This is a genomic window from Haloarcula sp. JP-L23 (assembly GCF_011602445.1).
Lineage (GTDB): Archaea > Halobacteriota > Halobacteria > Halobacteriales > Haloarculaceae > Haloarcula > Haloarcula pellucida.
This window is the reverse complement of record NZ_CP050014.1, coordinates 2,745,963-2,759,146: the sequence shown is the minus strand read 5'-3', so window position 1 is coordinate 2,759,146 and position 13,184 is coordinate 2,745,963. Positions and strand designations below refer to the sequence as shown.

Annotated in this window: 19 protein-coding genes; 9 read left to right on the top strand and 10 right to left on the bottom strand. The window is 67.7% G+C overall.

Features of this window, described 5'->3' with window-relative positions:
- The 5 genes from purL to G9465_RS14345 all read right to left on the bottom strand — a co-directional run bounded on the left by purL (nucleotide 1) and on the right by G9465_RS14345 (nucleotide 4,529).
- Nucleotides 1–2,166: a phosphoribosylformylglycinamidine synthase subunit PurL gene (gene purL / locus G9465_RS14365; RefSeq protein ID WP_166971147.1), complete on the bottom strand. Its 2,166-nt coding sequence runs from the start codon at nucleotides 2,164–2,166 to the stop codon at nucleotides 1–3.
- A 59-nt stretch (nucleotides 2,167–2,225) separates the two neighbouring features.
- The gene (locus tag G9465_RS14360; RefSeq protein WP_166971145.1) at nucleotides 2,226–2,879 is read right to left on the bottom strand and encodes a DUF2306 domain-containing protein; all 654 of its coding nucleotides are present in this window, start codon (nucleotides 2,877–2,879) and stop codon (nucleotides 2,226–2,228) included.
- 91 nt (nucleotides 2,880–2,970) lie between these two features.
- The gene (locus G9465_RS14355) at nucleotides 2,971–3,561 is read right to left on the bottom strand and encodes a TetR/AcrR family transcriptional regulator (RefSeq protein ID WP_166971143.1); all 591 of its coding nucleotides are present in this window, start codon (nucleotides 3,559–3,561) and stop codon (nucleotides 2,971–2,973) included.
- Nucleotides 3,562–3,604: 43 nt separating this feature from the next.
- Nucleotides 3,605–3,913 (bottom strand): hypothetical protein, encoded by a 309-nt coding sequence (locus G9465_RS14350; protein WP_166971141.1) that lies wholly within the window; start codon nucleotides 3,911–3,913, stop codon nucleotides 3,605–3,607.
- Nucleotides 3,914–3,968: 55 nt separating this feature from the next.
- Nucleotides 3,969–4,529: a hypothetical protein gene (locus tag G9465_RS14345; protein WP_166971139.1), complete on the bottom strand. Its 561-nt coding sequence runs from the start codon at nucleotides 4,527–4,529 to the stop codon at nucleotides 3,969–3,971.
- An 89-nt stretch (nucleotides 4,530–4,618) separates the two neighbouring features.
- Between G9465_RS14345 and G9465_RS14340 the strand changes: the two genes are divergently transcribed.
- From G9465_RS14340 to G9465_RS14325, 4 genes are all read left to right on the top strand, one after another.
- Nucleotides 4,619–4,990, top strand: a complete 372-nt coding sequence (locus G9465_RS14340) for a cupin domain-containing protein (RefSeq protein WP_166971137.1) — start codon at nucleotides 4,619–4,621, stop codon at nucleotides 4,988–4,990.
- A gap of 51 nt (nucleotides 4,991–5,041) precedes the next feature.
- A complete protein-coding gene (locus tag G9465_RS14335; protein ID WP_166973060.1) occupies nucleotides 5,042–5,278 on the top strand; it encodes a DUF2249 domain-containing protein in 237 nt (78 codons plus the stop codon).
- A complete protein-coding gene (locus G9465_RS14330; RefSeq protein ID WP_166971135.1) occupies nucleotides 5,275–5,592 on the top strand; it encodes a cupin domain-containing protein in 318 nt (105 codons plus the stop codon). The genes G9465_RS14335 and G9465_RS14330 overlap by 4 nt, the downstream gene beginning before the upstream one ends.
- A 92-nt stretch (nucleotides 5,593–5,684) precedes the next feature.
- Nucleotides 5,685–6,137, top strand: a complete 453-nt coding sequence (locus tag G9465_RS14325; protein ID WP_166971133.1) for a thiol-disulfide oxidoreductase DCC family protein — start codon at nucleotides 5,685–5,687, stop codon at nucleotides 6,135–6,137.
- 1 nt (nucleotide 6,138) lies between these two features.
- Here the strand turns inward: G9465_RS14325 and G9465_RS14320 are convergent, their stop codons facing one another.
- A complete protein-coding gene (locus G9465_RS14320) occupies nucleotides 6,139–6,417 on the bottom strand; it encodes a glutamyl-tRNA reductase (RefSeq protein ID WP_193571707.1) in 279 nt (92 codons plus the stop codon).
- Nucleotides 6,414–6,680 (bottom strand): DUF2249 domain-containing protein, encoded by a 267-nt coding sequence (locus G9465_RS14315; RefSeq protein WP_166971131.1) that lies wholly within the window; start codon nucleotides 6,678–6,680, stop codon nucleotides 6,414–6,416. The genes G9465_RS14320 and G9465_RS14315 overlap by 4 nt, the downstream gene beginning before the upstream one ends.
- A gap of 89 nt (nucleotides 6,681–6,769) precedes the next feature.
- Between G9465_RS14315 and G9465_RS14310 the strand changes: the two genes are divergently transcribed.
- The gene (locus G9465_RS14310) at nucleotides 6,770–8,086 is read left to right on the top strand and encodes a hypothetical protein (RefSeq protein ID WP_166971129.1); all 1,317 of its coding nucleotides are present in this window, start codon (nucleotides 6,770–6,772) and stop codon (nucleotides 8,084–8,086) included.
- 5 nt (nucleotides 8,087–8,091) lie between these two features.
- Here G9465_RS14310 and G9465_RS14305 read toward each other — a convergent pair whose 3' ends face one another.
- The 3 genes from G9465_RS14305 to G9465_RS14295 all read right to left on the bottom strand — a co-directional run bounded on the left by G9465_RS14305 (nucleotide 8,092) and on the right by G9465_RS14295 (nucleotide 9,136).
- On the bottom strand, nucleotides 8,092–8,385 hold the full coding sequence (locus G9465_RS14305; protein ID WP_166971127.1) for a hypothetical protein: 294 nt from the start codon (nucleotides 8,383–8,385) through the stop codon (nucleotides 8,092–8,094).
- Between the two features lie 70 nt (nucleotides 8,386–8,455).
- Nucleotides 8,456–8,755 carry a hypothetical protein gene (locus G9465_RS14300; RefSeq protein WP_166971125.1) on the bottom strand — a complete coding sequence of 100 codons (300 nt, stop codon included), beginning with the start codon at nucleotides 8,753–8,755 and terminating at the stop codon, nucleotides 8,456–8,458.
- A gap of 3 nt (nucleotides 8,756–8,758) precedes the next feature.
- On the bottom strand, nucleotides 8,759–9,136 hold the full coding sequence (locus tag G9465_RS14295; RefSeq protein ID WP_166971123.1) for a helix-turn-helix domain-containing protein: 378 nt from the start codon (nucleotides 9,134–9,136) through the stop codon (nucleotides 8,759–8,761).
- Between the two features lie 208 nt (nucleotides 9,137–9,344).
- Between G9465_RS14295 and G9465_RS14290 the strand changes: the two genes are divergently transcribed.
- From G9465_RS14290 to G9465_RS14275, 4 genes are all read left to right on the top strand, one after another.
- On the top strand, nucleotides 9,345–10,496 hold the full coding sequence (locus tag G9465_RS14290) for a multicopper oxidase domain-containing protein (RefSeq protein WP_166971121.1): 1,152 nt from the start codon (nucleotides 9,345–9,347) through the stop codon (nucleotides 10,494–10,496).
- Between the two features lie 650 nt (nucleotides 10,497–11,146).
- Complete coding sequence (locus G9465_RS14285) at nucleotides 11,147–11,539, top strand: metalloregulator ArsR/SmtB family transcription factor (RefSeq protein WP_193571706.1); 393 nt, start codon at nucleotides 11,147–11,149, stop codon at nucleotides 11,537–11,539.
- Entirely contained in the window at nucleotides 11,539–11,982 is a 444-nt protein-coding gene (locus G9465_RS14280) for a low molecular weight phosphatase family protein (RefSeq protein ID WP_166971119.1), read from the top strand. Before G9465_RS14285 ends, G9465_RS14280 begins: the two co-directional genes overlap by 1 nt.
- A 45-nt stretch (nucleotides 11,983–12,027) precedes the next feature.
- Entirely contained in the window at nucleotides 12,028–13,086 is a 1,059-nt protein-coding gene (locus tag G9465_RS14275; RefSeq protein WP_166973055.1) for a hypothetical protein, read from the top strand.
- Nucleotides 13,087–13,184: the final 98 nt, after the last annotated feature.

Here is a 13,184-nt window from a genome sequence, read left to right as displayed (position 1 = left end):
TCAGGCCAGTTCGTCGTCGATGGTCGACCGGAGGTCGGCGATCTCGCTCGCGTGGTACTGGAGCGTCTCGTCGTTGACGGTGAGCGAGAGGTGGTTCGAGCCGTTTGCCTCGCCCAGTTCAGTCACCGGGGCGACGCCGTCGAAGGCCTCGTGGACGGCTGCTGGGTCGGTGGTCTCGAAGACGACGCGACCGGGCCGTTCGTTGAACAGGAGGCGCTTCCGGGTGCCGCGTTCGACCGTCTCGACGTCGACGCTGGCGCCGGCGTCCTCGTGGACCATCTCGGCGAATGCGACGGCGAGGCCGCCGTGGCTCACGTCGTGGGAGGCGAGCACGTGGTCCTCGTCGGCCACCTCGGCGATGGTCTGGACGAGGCCCGTCGGGTCGGCGGGCAGTTCGGGGAAGGCGTCGGTGCCGCCGAAGATGGCGGTGTACTCGGACCCTCCGAGGCGCGGGTCGGCCTCGCCTTCGAGCGCGGCGTCGCCGACGACGACGAGGGTACCCTCGCCGGAGAGGTCCATCGGCGGGGCGTCGTACCCCTCTTTGACGCCGACCAGTGCGAGCGTCGGCGTCGGCGGGATGGGGCCGGTCACCGAGTCGTTGTACAGCGAGACGTTGCCGCCGACGACGGGCACGTCGAGGTCGCTGCACATGTCTGCGAGGCCGTCGACGATGCCCTTGAAGCCGCCGTAGACGTCCGGCTTCTCGGGGTTGCCGCCGTTCAGGCAGTCGACGGCGGCGTGGGGCACGGCTCCCTTCGCAGCGACGTTGGTGGCGTTCTCCAGTGCCACGGCGCGAGCGCCCTCGTAGGGCGCGGCGTCGGTCCAGTTGGGGTCGGCGCCGGCCGAGAAGGCAAGCCCCGTGCCGGCCTCGCGGATGGCGAGGAGTGCGGCGTCGTCGCCCGGCAGGACGCTCGTGCGGACCTGCACCTCGTGGTCGTACTGGCGGTAGACCCACCGTTTGGAGGCGGTGTTCGGGCTGGCGACGATGCGCTCGAACGCCTCCGAGAGATCGACCGTCGGGAGGTCGCGCTCCTGCTCGGGCGGTTCTTCGGCCGGCAGGTCGTTCATGGGCGCGCCGTCGCCGAGGAACTCCGCCTCGACGTCGACGACCGTCTCGCCCTCGAAGGTACAGACGTAGTTCGTCCCGGGGGCGGTGAGTTCGCCGATGACCGAGCAGCCGAGGTCGTAGCGCTCGGCGAGTTCGGCGACGCGGTCGACGTTCTCCGGCGCGACTTCGTACACCATGCGCTCCTGACTCTCGGCGAGCAGGTACTCCATGGCGTTCATGTCGGGTTCGCGCTCGTGGACGCGGTCCAGTTCGATGGTCGCGCCGAGACCGCCCTTCGCGACGAGTTCGGAGGACGCGCCGCCGAGGCCGGCCGCTCCGAGGTCACGCGCCGATTCGACGAGGTCCTCGTCCAGCAGGGCCTCGTTGCACTCGATGAGGAGTTTCTCCGTATACGGGTCACCGACCTGCACGGCCGGTCGGTCCTCGGTCTCGGCGTCCTCCGCGAGGTCCTCGCTGGCGAAGGAGGCCCCGCCGAGGCCGTCGCGCCCGGTGGAGTTGCCGACGAGGACGAGTTTGTTGCCCGGTTCCTGCGCCTCGGCGGTGATGGTCCGTTCGGGTTCCATCAGGCCGATGCAGGAGACGTTGACGAGGGGGTTGCCCTCGTAGTCGTCGTGGAACGCGACCGACCCGGTCACCGTCGGGACGCCGATGCAGTTCCCGTAGTGCGAGATGCCCTCGACGACGCCCTCGAAGAGGTAGCGGGAGTGCTCGCGCTCGAAGTCGCCGAAGTACAGGCAGTCCGCGAGCGCGATGGGGTACGCCCCCATCGAGAGGGTGTCGCGGACGATGCCGCCGACGCCGGTGGCGGCGCCGTCGAACGGGTCGACGTAGGAGGGGTGGTTGTGGGACTCGACGCCCATCGTGATGTACATCTCCTCGCCGTCGCCGTGGCTCGGGAGCGAGACGACTGCGGCGTCGTCACCGGGGCCGATGACGACTTGCTCGCCCTCGGAGTCGAACGCCGTCAGGAGCGGTCGAGAGGAGCGATACGCACAGTGTTCGCTCCAGAGGTTCTCGAAGAGAGCGGCCTCCGCCCGGGTGGGCTCCCGACCGATTTCGTCGACCACGATGTCGTGGTCCGCGTCGGACAGGCTCATTAGGTTCCCGTGGCCACCGGCCGGCTAAATCGCTTTCCATGCAGGTGCGTCGGCGGCGACTACGCTGGCACAAAGCGCGCTTCGTACCGGCGCTGGAGATACACCAACAGCGGCGTCCCGAGGAGCGTGGGCCACAGCCATCGGCCCACCGTTGGGAGGAACACGAAGTTCACCGCCGAGAACGCTGTCACGGTGGCGATGTAGCCCGCTCCCATCCGGGTGACGTGTTCGCCGAGCCACGCCCGCGGGTCGGCCTCGGTGCGGAACGACCGGACGTCGGCGACGGTGAGGACGGTTCCGAGGACGCCGAACACGAGCACCACCACGGCGAAGCCGTTGCCGGCGAGTAACTGGAGCGCGCCCATGGCGAGGAGGCCGACGCTGGCGAGGCCGTACAGCGTGACCGCACCCCAGTCGACGGCGGTCGGCGCGTCGGCCGGTCGCTTCCGCGAGAGAACCCGATAGCCAGAGAACACGAAGTAGAAGCTGAAGACGGCGACCAAAGCGAGGAACTGCCGCGTCGCCGTCGGGTCGAGAGCGAACAGCGCGAGCGCCGTCGCGGCGACGACGACCATCCCGTAGACGTACGCGCGGCCCGCGCGCCTGTGTCGCAGGCTGCCTTTCTCCGTGACGAACGCCCCCACCCCCGCGAACAGCGCGAGAAAGCCAGCCGCGATGTGGACCCACAGCGTGGCCGTTTCCACCGTCGTCATTCCCCGGTCCTCCCGAACCCGCCGTCCGTCGGTCGCTGTCGCATCGGGTGCTCGTTCGGCGACGGTGACAATAAACGTACTGAGTGGACACTCAGCTATCCGTCTCGGCCAGTAAACTATCGATATACGCCGACCACCCGGCCCGCAGGTCCTCGCCGACGTCCATCTCCAGTGCGACGTGAAACCCGGTCGACCCGTCGGCGGCGGCCAGCAGGAACGCGGCCGTCGCCCGCGGGTCCACGTCCCGAAACACGCCCTCCTCGACGCCCTCGGCGACGATGCGTTCGAGTTCGTCCAGCGTGGCGGATTCGAGCGCGAGCAGTGGTTCCCGTAGCGTCTCGTTGTACGGTGCGTGCGAGAGCAGTTCCATGACGGCGACGTGGAGGCCCGCGCCCTCCTCGCCCGGCGAGCGAAACAGCGACTCACAGGCGGCCCGCAACTCCGCCGCCGGATCCTCGGCGTCACGCGCCGCCAGTTCCTCGCCCAACTGACCGGCCGCGTCTTCGAGAAACGCCGCTATCATCTCGTCCTTGCTGTCGAAGTAGTAGTAGAGGCCCGCCTCGCTGTTCTCGTACTCCTCGGCTATCTTCGCCGTCGTGAGCCGTTCGTACCCGTGTTCGGCTAGCGCCCGTCGGACCGCGCGTACGACCTCGGCGCGGGCGTCGGCGTCCATCTCCGGCATACCGTCGAGTGAGCGCTCACTCGCTTCAGCGTTTCGCACCGGGCTACTCGACGACGTACGACCGGTGTTCGCCGCGGCTCTCGACGTCGACGAAGCGGTAGCGCCGCGCGTCGGTCAACCGGCCGGCAAACGCCGCGTCGTCGGCCCCGTCGACGTCGTACACCTCCTCGGCACCGACGAACCCGCGGTCGCGAAGCGTCTCGACTGTGGACTCGGGAAGGTCGCACTCGGCGGGGAGTTCGACGACGAGCAGTCGGTCGGTGAAACTCTTTGCCGTCCACGCGTCGGCGACGTCGGGGCGAGCGGCGATGTCGGCGGCCAGCGAACGGGCCGTCTCGTCGCGGTCGGACATACACGCGGGTTGGCTCTCCGCTCGGGAGTCGCCAGTCCCGAAGGTGTTCGCCCCATCAGAACGGCGTCTCCACGTCCGTCTCGTCCGGTAGGTCGTCGCCGTCGTCTGCACTCCCGAGGTCGTCCGGTATCTCTCCCGTCTCGCGGTACGTCGCTTCGAGTTGCTGCAGTTTGCCGTTGATGGCGACGCTCTGGTGGTGCATCGGGTCGACGCGGACTTTCACGAGGTCGTACTCGTGGCGTTCAGTGAGGCCGTTCCACGCGCGGAACGCGCCGACGGTGAGGGTATCGCTCTGCGGGCAGAACTCCGTGGTCGGCGTGAACTCGGCTCGCAGGACCGCCGGGTCGTCGGCCTCGCGCGCGTACCGGAACCCGGCGTCGGGGTGGCGGTGGTCTAAGTTCAGACGGGCGAGGTTGTAGCCGAAGGTCATATCGTAGACGCCGCGTTCGGCGAACAGGCCCATCGTCACGCGGTGGAACGCAGCGTGGTCGGCGTCGGTCAGCACGTCGTGGCCCTCCAAGACCTCGCCCGGGTCGGGGACGTGTTCGGGGACGAACGCGTCGTAATCGTCGAATCCGGTGTCGTCGCCGCCGCGGATGCCGGAGAGGAGACTCATGGACGGAGGTAGACGCTACACCCCACAGACAGTGTCCCCGAACACGTTCGGCAGAATCGCCTCCGGCAAGTGCGACCCACGTCCGCGTGATGGTAACCACGAGCATCGACGCCGAACGCGAGTACGTAGACGACGGGTTCTCGGCACAGACGATTCACGAGACGGAGCGCCAGAAAGTCGTACTGGGGTACTTCGAACCCGGGCAGTTCATTCCGGTCCACGCTCCGGACAGCGACGTGGCGATGACGGTCCTCAGCGGCGAGGGAACGATCCGCGACGGCGACGAGGAGCGCTCGGTAAGCGCCGGCGACGTGGTGGCGGTTCCGGCGGGCGCGGACCGCGGTATCAGAGCGGAGCGAGGGCGACTCGAAGCGACACTCGTCACCGCGCCCCCGCCGACCGACACCGAACACGAACCGGTGCGCCGGGGGCTGAAACGAGGCGAGTTCGACCCCGAGTGACGAACATATTCGGGAGAAGTCCCTCCGCCGGTGACGGAGAACCTCCGGGTGATGCCCGCCGCGAAACTCGACTTACGCAACATGGCACCGCCCGAGCGACACCCGACCATCCACTCCGCGTTCGACGAACTGGAGCCGGGTGAGACGCTCCGCATCGTCAACGACCACGAACCGAAGCCGCTGTTCTACGAACTGCAGGCCGAAGTCGAGTCGTTCGACGCCGAGCGCTACGACTGCCGCAAGGAGGACGAGGGCAAGTACGTCGCCGACCTCCCGAAGAAAGCATGACCGGCGCCGACGCCGCCGGCCTCGAACGCGTCTCGCTGTCCGACCTCGACGCGTCGGGCCGCGCGCAGTTGTTCGAGGGCGAACCGAAGACGGTCCGACTGACGCTGTCGGCGGGCGACGAGGTCCCGCCACATCAGCACCCCGGCCGCGACATCGTCTTCCACCTGCTGGACGGCGAGGTGGACCTGACGCTGGGCGAGACGACGCTCTCGCTCTCGGCGGGCGACGTCGCCCGATTCGACGGCGACCAGGACATCTCGCCGGCCGCCGTCACCGACTGCGAGGCGTTGCTGGTCCTCGCCGAGTCGGCGTAACCACGCCGGGACCGCCGTGGTGACAGCGGTAGCCGGGACGAACGACGTTTTCAGGCCGGACGGCGTAGAGCGTCCATGGGTGTTACGGCACGATGGACGCTGGCAACCGCTCGGAGGCGGCAGCCGTGACCGACGACGCGCCGGTGGGCGACCGCCCCGTACTGCTGTTCGACGGCGTCTGCAATCTCTGTAACGGGACCATCCAGTTCGTCATCCCGCGGGACCCCACGGGACTCCTCAGGTTCGCACCGCTGCAGTCCGAGGCCGGGACGGAACTGCTGGAGCGAGTCGGCCTGCCGACCGACGACATGGAGTCCGTCGTTCTCGTCGAGGGCGACGAGGTGTACCGGAAGTCGGCGGCGGCTATCCGCGTGGCGGAACTGCTCGGATGGCCCTACAGTCTCGCGAGCGTCGGCCGACTCGTGCCCCGTGGGATACGGGACGCCGCCTACGACGTCGTCGCGGAGAACCGATACGACTGGTTCGGGCGCAAGGACCAGTGTATGGTGCCAGACGACGACGTGCGCGACCGCTTCCTCGGCTAGCTCAGCCGAACAGTTCGACGGCCGTCTCGACGGTCCGGTCCCCGGCGTTGCTAGACTGGCGGAGACTCTCCCGCGGGACCGCGAGCAGTCGCTCAGCCAGTCGTTCGCTCAGGCGCTCGACGGCGGCCGCCTGCTCGTCGGTCAGGTCGCCCTGCGCTCGCAACTGTGTGAGCGCCTGTTCGAGTTGCTCTGCCCGAATCCCGGCGGCACGGGACTCTATCTGTCCGATTGCCTGTTCTACGTCCGGCGTCGTCTCGTGGGTGTCGTCGTTCACACTCATCGGTTCCAGATGACCGTCACGGTCGCCTCGTCGGTGTCGACGGTCTCGTAGTCGTAGCCGCGGTCCTCGAGTTTCGGATAGAGGTGCTGTGGCGCGCGGTCGTTGTACTGGATGAGGACGGTGTCGTCGTCGAGCGTCGGCAGCAGTTCCAGCGTCTCGGCCAGCGGCTTCGGCGGCCCCAGTTCGCGCACGTCGAGGCGTTCTGTCGGTGCGTCGGCCGGCGCGTCCGTCTGGGCGAGGACGGCGTCGGTTGCCAGTGACATACGCGGGGATTGACGCTCGTCCGCGCCGTCGGTTTCCCCGAACGTGTTCGGCCACACCGACAGCAGGCCGGCGCTCTAACCACCGAGTGATGAGCGCGATACCCGGGAACGTCGACACGGACGCTGGGCCGCCGATGACGGTGCCGTTGCGCCACTTCGTCGTCGCGCTGGCCTTCCTCGTGGCCGGCGTGGCCGTCGGGGTAGCGGGCGGCCGCGGCGGCCACCTCGCACAGGTCCACCTGTTGCTCGCTGGCTGGGTCTGTCTCACCATCATGGGGGCGATGACGCAGTTCGTCCCCGTGTGGTCGGGCGTCGCCCTGCACTCTCGCCGGCTCGCTGCCGCCCAGTTGCCACTCGCGGCCGTCGGGTTCGCGGGATTGGCCGGTGGCCTCCTGTTCGGCGTCACGGCCGTCCTCCCCGTGGCCGGTGTGTTCGCCGTCGCGGGCGTCTGGACGTTCGTCTACACAATCGGTCGGACGCTGGCCGACGCCGAGTGGGACGTGACGACCGCCCACTTCGCCGCGGCGCTGGGCGCATTCGTCCTCGTGTCGAGCGCGGGCGTCGTACTGGCGCTCGACCACGCCGTCGGCGTCCTCCCGATGGTCGGCGTCACGCGGGCCGACCTCCTGTCGGCTCACGCCACGCTCGCGGTGTTCGGCGCAGTCTTGACCACCGTGGCGGGCGCGCTCGCGCAACTCGCGCCGATGTTCACCCAGACCGACGCCACTCGCGTCGGCGGCCTGCTCCAGCGAGCGGAGACGGTGGGCTACCCACTCGGCGTCCTCCTCCTCGCTGGCGGACGGCTGCTGGGGATTCCCGCACTCGCTCGCGTCGGCGGCGTCCTCGTCGCCGGCGGACTGGTCGTCGTCGGCCTGTTGCTGGCCCGTCGGCTCCTCGCCGCGAGCGTCGAGCGCACGCCGATGCTCACCCGCTACGCCGTCGTCGCCGTCACGCTGGTGGTCTGGGCGCCGCTCTCGGCGTGGGCGTGGTGGCAGGACCCGATTGCCTACGGCAGCCTGTTCGGACACCCGGCGGTCGGGACGCTGCTGCTGGTCGGCGGCGTCGGGTTCGTCGTCCTCGGGACGCTGTACCACGTCGTCCCGTTCATCGTCTGGGTCCACCGCTACAGCGACCGCCTCGGGTTCGAGGACGTGCCGATGATCGACGACCTGTACGACGACCGGGTCGCGCTCGCCGACGGGGCCTGTCTCGGCCTCGCTACCGTCGCCGTCCTCGTGGCTGCAATCGTTCCCGTACCGACCGGGAGCAGTCTGCTCGCGGGCGTCCTCGCGTTCGTCGGGGCCGCGCTGTTCGCGGGCAACCTCCTCGGCGTCCTCGTCGAACACGGGCCCCAATCGCTGCCGGCACTGGTCGGGGGCCGGTTCGTCGAGGAGTCCGAGTCCTGACTCGCTCATTCCTCGTTCGGCTGGTCGGTGTACAGCGAGTAGGTCAGCACGGCGAACCCGGCGGCGGTGAACACGCTCTCGACGGCGGTACTCGTCACCACGGGGAACGCAAACAGTTGGTGGAGGCTGCCGGCCAGCAGTGCCCCGGCGGTCACGAGACCGATACCGACCCACAGCGCACGCATCGCAGTCGCTTTCGTCCGGTTGTACGCCCTGTACGTTAGCGTCGTGAGGACGGCCCCACAGACGAGTGTCACTGTCTTGGCCGCCACGAGGAGTACGGTACTGGGGTGCATCATCGTGGTGGACACTGCACGACTCTTTCAAATATAAACCGGCGCGCGTTGCCACCGAGTGAGAAGCCCCGCCTCAGCGCACGTACAGGGAGTAGAGGATGATGCCGAGGCCGATCGCCGTCAGCGCGCTGGAGACGAAGACGCTCGTGTAGATGAGGTTCACCCCGAGGTACGTCCCGACGACGAGGTCGAGCACACCCCCGAGTATCGCACCGAGCGTGACGACGCCGAACCCGTAGGTGAGCCACTTGTGCTGTGGCGCCCCCGTCCGGTCGTAGGCCTGATACGAGTAGTAGGTTATGAGCCCACCGATGATGAGGATGAGCGTCTTCGAGACGACGACACCGACCTGTGAACTTGGTATGTGTACCATGGATTACGTCTCCTTTCGGACTTCGGACCAGAGGTTTTCGAGCCGTTGGTCCGGGGACCGGGCGCGGTGACTGATGTCGACGGCGAACTCCCGGTCTTCGTCGAGCGCGATGACCACTTCCTTGAAATCGACCGCGTACCGACTGGCGTGTTGCCCGTCGGGCCGGACCTCGACGCCTTCGTACAACAGGGACGAGTCGGTCAGTAGCTCAAGCTTACGATAGGTCGTAGACAGTGGGACGTCGCTCGCCTCCGAGATTTCGCTCGCTGTCATCGGCTCGTCGAGTACGCTGACGATAGACCGGCAGTCCTCGTCGTCGAGGGCGTCGAGAACCGTGGTCAGCTCCGGCGTGTCGTCGTCAGCGAACGGATCCCGAACCATCCTTGTCGCCAACTCATTTCCCGCCCCCTTTAACCTAACCGACTCACGCCGAACGGCGGTCTCAGAAAGTCACGACCGGAATCCCCCAGAATATTCGGGGTTTGGTATATTGATGGAAGCGCCCGTTCCCAGCCGCTGAGAACGGTTCTGTCACCGTGAGAACGCCCCTACGGAGGTTTATGTACACACTCGATACGTTCAGGTGTCCATGAGCAAACGAGTCGGTGCACCTGGTTCAGGTATCTCGCGTCGTGACTTCGTGAAGGCTTCCGGCCTCGGCGGAACGCTCGCTCTCGCTGGCTGTACGGCCCCCGGAAATCCGCAGGACTCGGTCAGCACGTCGACGGAGGCAAGCGCCAGTCAGGCCGGCGGCGACCTGCCGAGGACGTCGCCGCCAGAAATCGTCAACGTCGACGAGCAGGGCGGTGAGGTGACGCTCTCGTCCGTGCCGGCACGCCACGAGGCTCACCCGGGCGAGTCGATGGGTGGCCCCGTCGAACTGCCGCAGGTCTGGGCGTTCAAGGCCGACGACGGCGACCCGAGCGTCCCCGGCCCCATCCTCCGGACGACGGAGGGCGAGGACATGGAGGTGACCTTCGACAACACCGACGGGAAGCGCCCGCACACCGTCCACTTCCACGCGGTCCGAAAGAAGTGGGAAGACGACGGCGTGCCCACCACGACCGGCATCCGCATCGATCCCGGCGAGAAACACACCTACACGATTCCCGCGAACGTGCCGGGGACGCACCTCTATCACTGCCACTACCAGACCCACCGGCACATCGACATGGGGATGTACGGCATCTTCCGCGTCGACCCGAAGGGCTACGAACCGGCCGACAAGGAGTACTTCCTGACGCTGAAGGAGTGGGACTCCCGGCTCAACCGCCAGATGGCGGGGATGGACGCGAACTACGACGTGCGGAACCGTCGCCCGGACACGTTCACGATCAACGGGAAGTCTGCGCCGCGGACGCTCCACCCCGAGGACGGGTCGCCCATCATCGTCGAACAGGGCGACACGGTCCGCATCCACTTCTGTAACAACGGGTACATGGACCACCCGATGCACATCCACAATCACCGGTTCCAAGTCGTCGCCAAGGACGGGGGCACGATTCCGGAAGTGGCCCGCCACGATCAGGATATCACTAGCATCCCGCCCGCCGGCCGACACACCATCGAGTTCGAGGCGGACGCCGACCCCGGCATCTACCTCGCGCACTGCCACAAAGTCAGCCACGCGATGAACGGGAGCGCGTACCCCGGCGGCATGGTAACCGGTGTCGTCTACAAGGAGGCGATGGACACGGACATCTTCAAGCAATTGATGGAGTACGCGGGGTACGAGGGTTGAGCGAAGCGAGCGGCGGAGCCGCGAGCTCCGACGGCTGACCCCCGGGACGCCGTCGGAACGAGCGAGCGAAGCGCGGATTCCTCGGAAGAGCGCCAGAGCGCCCCTCTCTTTCTGCCACGTTGCCCCGCCGACGGCGTCCACGAGACGGGATAGCGACGGGCTGTCCGTCGGACGCCGACTGCGTGGTTCGGTACCGCGTTCGATACACTGTGAGTGTCGCGTATGTCGACTGTGGAGCAGGACACGCACGCACGTGTGACGACCCTCGTTGCCGGTTCGGCGTCTCGCCACCCTCGTCCGTCGAGACCCAAACCCGGCCGTTCCCGGCGCAGACGCCGAGGGAGCGGCCGACTAGCCGCCCGAAACGTCGTCGGACGCCATCGAGAACGCGACGCTGCTGGTGCGCCCATCGGTAACACTTCCTGCGTGGAGCGGTCGGAACCTCTCGGTCACAGTGTCACGGTACATTTTCGGGTCGTTGGACTCGGATATCCAGCCCGAAGTGACGCTACGCGCGGGTGAGAACGACGCGCACGGTGACGAGGGGTCCGGCGGCGTGGTTTCGAAGTCGGCTGCTAGCGGATGACAGCAGCGAAGACGGTGTTCGAGACTCGAAGTCGTTATATGAGCGGTTGTTCAACTACTCAATCATGCCCGAGACAGACCGCCTCGAACGGCTCATCGCCGACGAGTGTGGGGAGTGTTGTGAGTCAGACGTCGCGGAGCGTCTCGAATCACTCGAAGCGTATCGGGACGCGATTCCGGACGACGCCGGGACAGACCGGAGCGCACTGCAGACGCTGAGCAACGAGACGCGGTACGACATCGTGTACCTCCTGGCGGCGGCCGACCGGGAGCTCTGTGTCTGTGAGATCAACCCGCTCGTCGACGTGAGCGATAGCGCCATCAGCCACGCACTGTCGGACCTCCACGACGCGGGGCTGGTCACTCGCCGGAAGAACGGCACGTGGCGGTACTACGAGACGACCGACCGCGCAGCGGAACTCGTCGCGGCGCTCGATGCGACGCGGGGTGGTGAGTGATGACCGATACGCCGCTCAGGGTGGCGTTCGTCTGTGTCCAGAACGCCGGCCGGTCCCAGATGTCGGCCGCCTTCGCCGAGCGCGAGCGTGACCGCCGGCATCTCGACGGGCAGGTCGACGTACTCACCGGCGGGACCCACCCGGCCGACCACGTTCACGACGAGGTCGTCGCGGTCATGAAAGAGGAGGGGTTCGACCTCACCGACCGGACGCCGCGAGAGATTACGACCGCCGAACTGGCGTCGTGTGCGTACGTCGCGACCATGGGATGCTCGACGCTCGAACTCGACGCGGACGCCTCGGCGGTGACAGTCCGGGACTGGGCACTCGACGACCCAGAGGGGGAAGATATGGACCGGGTCCGGGAGATTCGCGACGAGATACGGGCGCGGGTCGGCTCGTTGTTCGACGACGTCGAGGCGGAGCTTTCGAGCGATGACTGACGAGTGTCACTGGGCGAGTACGACGGCTATCGGGGTGAGATAACCGTGGCGCTCTCAGAGCTGTGGGCCGTCGAGATGCTTCTGGCGGCGTTCGCGGGCGGTGCCTTCGGGGCGGCAATCGGTGCCCTCCCGTCGTTCACGCTCGCGGGACTGCTGGTCGTCGTCGGTGAACTGTACAAACTCGTCGTCCGGACGACCGGTGCCGACGCTGTACCCGTCGACATCACGGGGACCATCGGCTTCGGCGTCGTGCTGGGGCCACACGTCGCGTTCGGTGGCGGGGCCGCGGCACTGGCCTACGCGACGAAACAGGGGTACCTCGACGGCGACTTCGAGTACCATCCGGCGAAAGACGTGGCCCGCGGTCTCGGGAGCAAGCCCGACGTGCTGGCCGTCGGCGGCGTGTTCGGCGTCGTCGGGTACTGGATAGCGACGGTCTCCAGTTCCGTCTCGGTCCCCGTCGACCCCGTCGCACTCGGCGTCGTCGGTTCGGCGGTCGCACATCGCCTCGCGTTTGGGTACAGCCTCGTCGGTGCGGCCCCCTCCGAGTGGTTCGATATGCGACCCGACGAACGGGGTCGCGACACGGAGGACAGCGGCGGAGCCGTGACGGACGGCGGGACGGCGGCAGTCGAACCTTGGCTCCCCTATCAGTACCGCTGGAGCGACGTCGCGATGCTCGGGGCAGTCGTGGGCGTCCTCGGAGGCTACGTCGCGTACCTGACCGCGAGTCCGTTCCTCGCGTTCGGTATCAGCGTCGTCGCGCTGGTCTTTGTCAACGCCGGTGTGGCGAACGTTCCGGTCACGCATCACATGTCGCTGCCGGCCAGTACCGCGGCGCTGGCACTGGTCGACGCCCCGGCGGCCCAGCTCACACCGGCGGTGGTAGCCGGGAGTGTGCCGCTCGGACTGGCGTTGTTCGTCGGGGCGGCTTTCGGCGTTCTCGGGTCGCTCCTCGGCGAAGTGGTACAGCGAATCTTCTATGCCCACGCCGAAACGCACTTCGACCCGCCAGCGGCGAGCATCGTTCTCACGTCGCTCGTCGTTGCACTCCTCGCACTCCTCGGCGTGGTCGAGTCCCCAGTCTGGGTCCCGCTCCCCTGAGCGACGCGACGGCGTCGGCCCGCCGGTCCGACCCCGGGCCGGTACGCGTTCGTGGCTCTCGTCGACCCGCGCGGACCCGGGTTGCCCCGGTCATCGAC

Bases quoted from the DNA above. Each gene is read 5' to 3' on its own strand.
- purL (WP_166971147.1), bottom strand. From the start codon at position 2,166: ATGAGCCTGTCCGACGCGGACCACGACATCGTGGTCGACGAAATCGGT.
- G9465_RS14360 (WP_166971145.1), bottom strand. From the start codon at position 2,879: ATGACGACGGTGGAAACGGCCACGCTGTGGGTCCACATCGCGGCTGGC.
- G9465_RS14355 (WP_166971143.1), bottom strand. From the start codon at position 3,561: ATGCCGGAGATGGACGCCGACGCCCGCGCCGAGGTCGTACGCGCGGTC.
- G9465_RS14350 (WP_166971141.1), bottom strand. From the start codon at position 3,913: ATGTCCGACCGCGACGAGACGGCCCGTTCGCTGGCCGCCGACATCGCC.
- G9465_RS14345 (WP_166971139.1), bottom strand. From the start codon at position 4,529: ATGAGTCTCCTCTCCGGCATCCGCGGCGGCGACGACACCGGATTCGAC.
- G9465_RS14340 (WP_166971137.1), top strand. From the start codon at position 4,619: ATGGTAACCACGAGCATCGACGCCGAACGCGAGTACGTAGACGACGGG.
- G9465_RS14335 (WP_166973060.1), top strand. From the start codon at position 5,042: ATGCCCGCCGCGAAACTCGACTTACGCAACATGGCACCGCCCGAGCGA.
- G9465_RS14330 (WP_166971135.1), top strand. From the start codon at position 5,275: ATGACCGGCGCCGACGCCGCCGGCCTCGAACGCGTCTCGCTGTCCGAC.
- G9465_RS14325 (WP_166971133.1), top strand. From the start codon at position 5,685: ATGGACGCTGGCAACCGCTCGGAGGCGGCAGCCGTGACCGACGACGCG.
- G9465_RS14320 (WP_193571707.1), bottom strand. From the start codon at position 6,417: ATGAGTGTGAACGACGACACCCACGAGACGACGCCGGACGTAGAACAG.
- G9465_RS14315 (WP_166971131.1), bottom strand. From the start codon at position 6,680: ATGTCACTGGCAACCGACGCCGTCCTCGCCCAGACGGACGCGCCGGCC.
- G9465_RS14310 (WP_166971129.1), top strand. From the start codon at position 6,770: ATGAGCGCGATACCCGGGAACGTCGACACGGACGCTGGGCCGCCGATG.
- G9465_RS14305 (WP_166971127.1), bottom strand. From the start codon at position 8,385: ATGATGCACCCCAGTACCGTACTCCTCGTGGCGGCCAAGACAGTGACA.
- G9465_RS14300 (WP_166971125.1), bottom strand. From the start codon at position 8,755: ATGGTACACATACCAAGTTCACAGGTCGGTGTCGTCGTCTCGAAGACG.
- G9465_RS14295 (WP_166971123.1), bottom strand. From the start codon at position 9,136: ATGGTTCGGGATCCGTTCGCTGACGACGACACGCCGGAGCTGACCACG.
- G9465_RS14290 (WP_166971121.1), top strand. From the start codon at position 9,345: ATGAGCAAACGAGTCGGTGCACCTGGTTCAGGTATCTCGCGTCGTGAC.
- G9465_RS14285 (WP_193571706.1), top strand. From the start codon at position 11,147: ATGCCCGAGACAGACCGCCTCGAACGGCTCATCGCCGACGAGTGTGGG.
- G9465_RS14280 (WP_166971119.1), top strand. From the start codon at position 11,539: ATGACCGATACGCCGCTCAGGGTGGCGTTCGTCTGTGTCCAGAACGCC.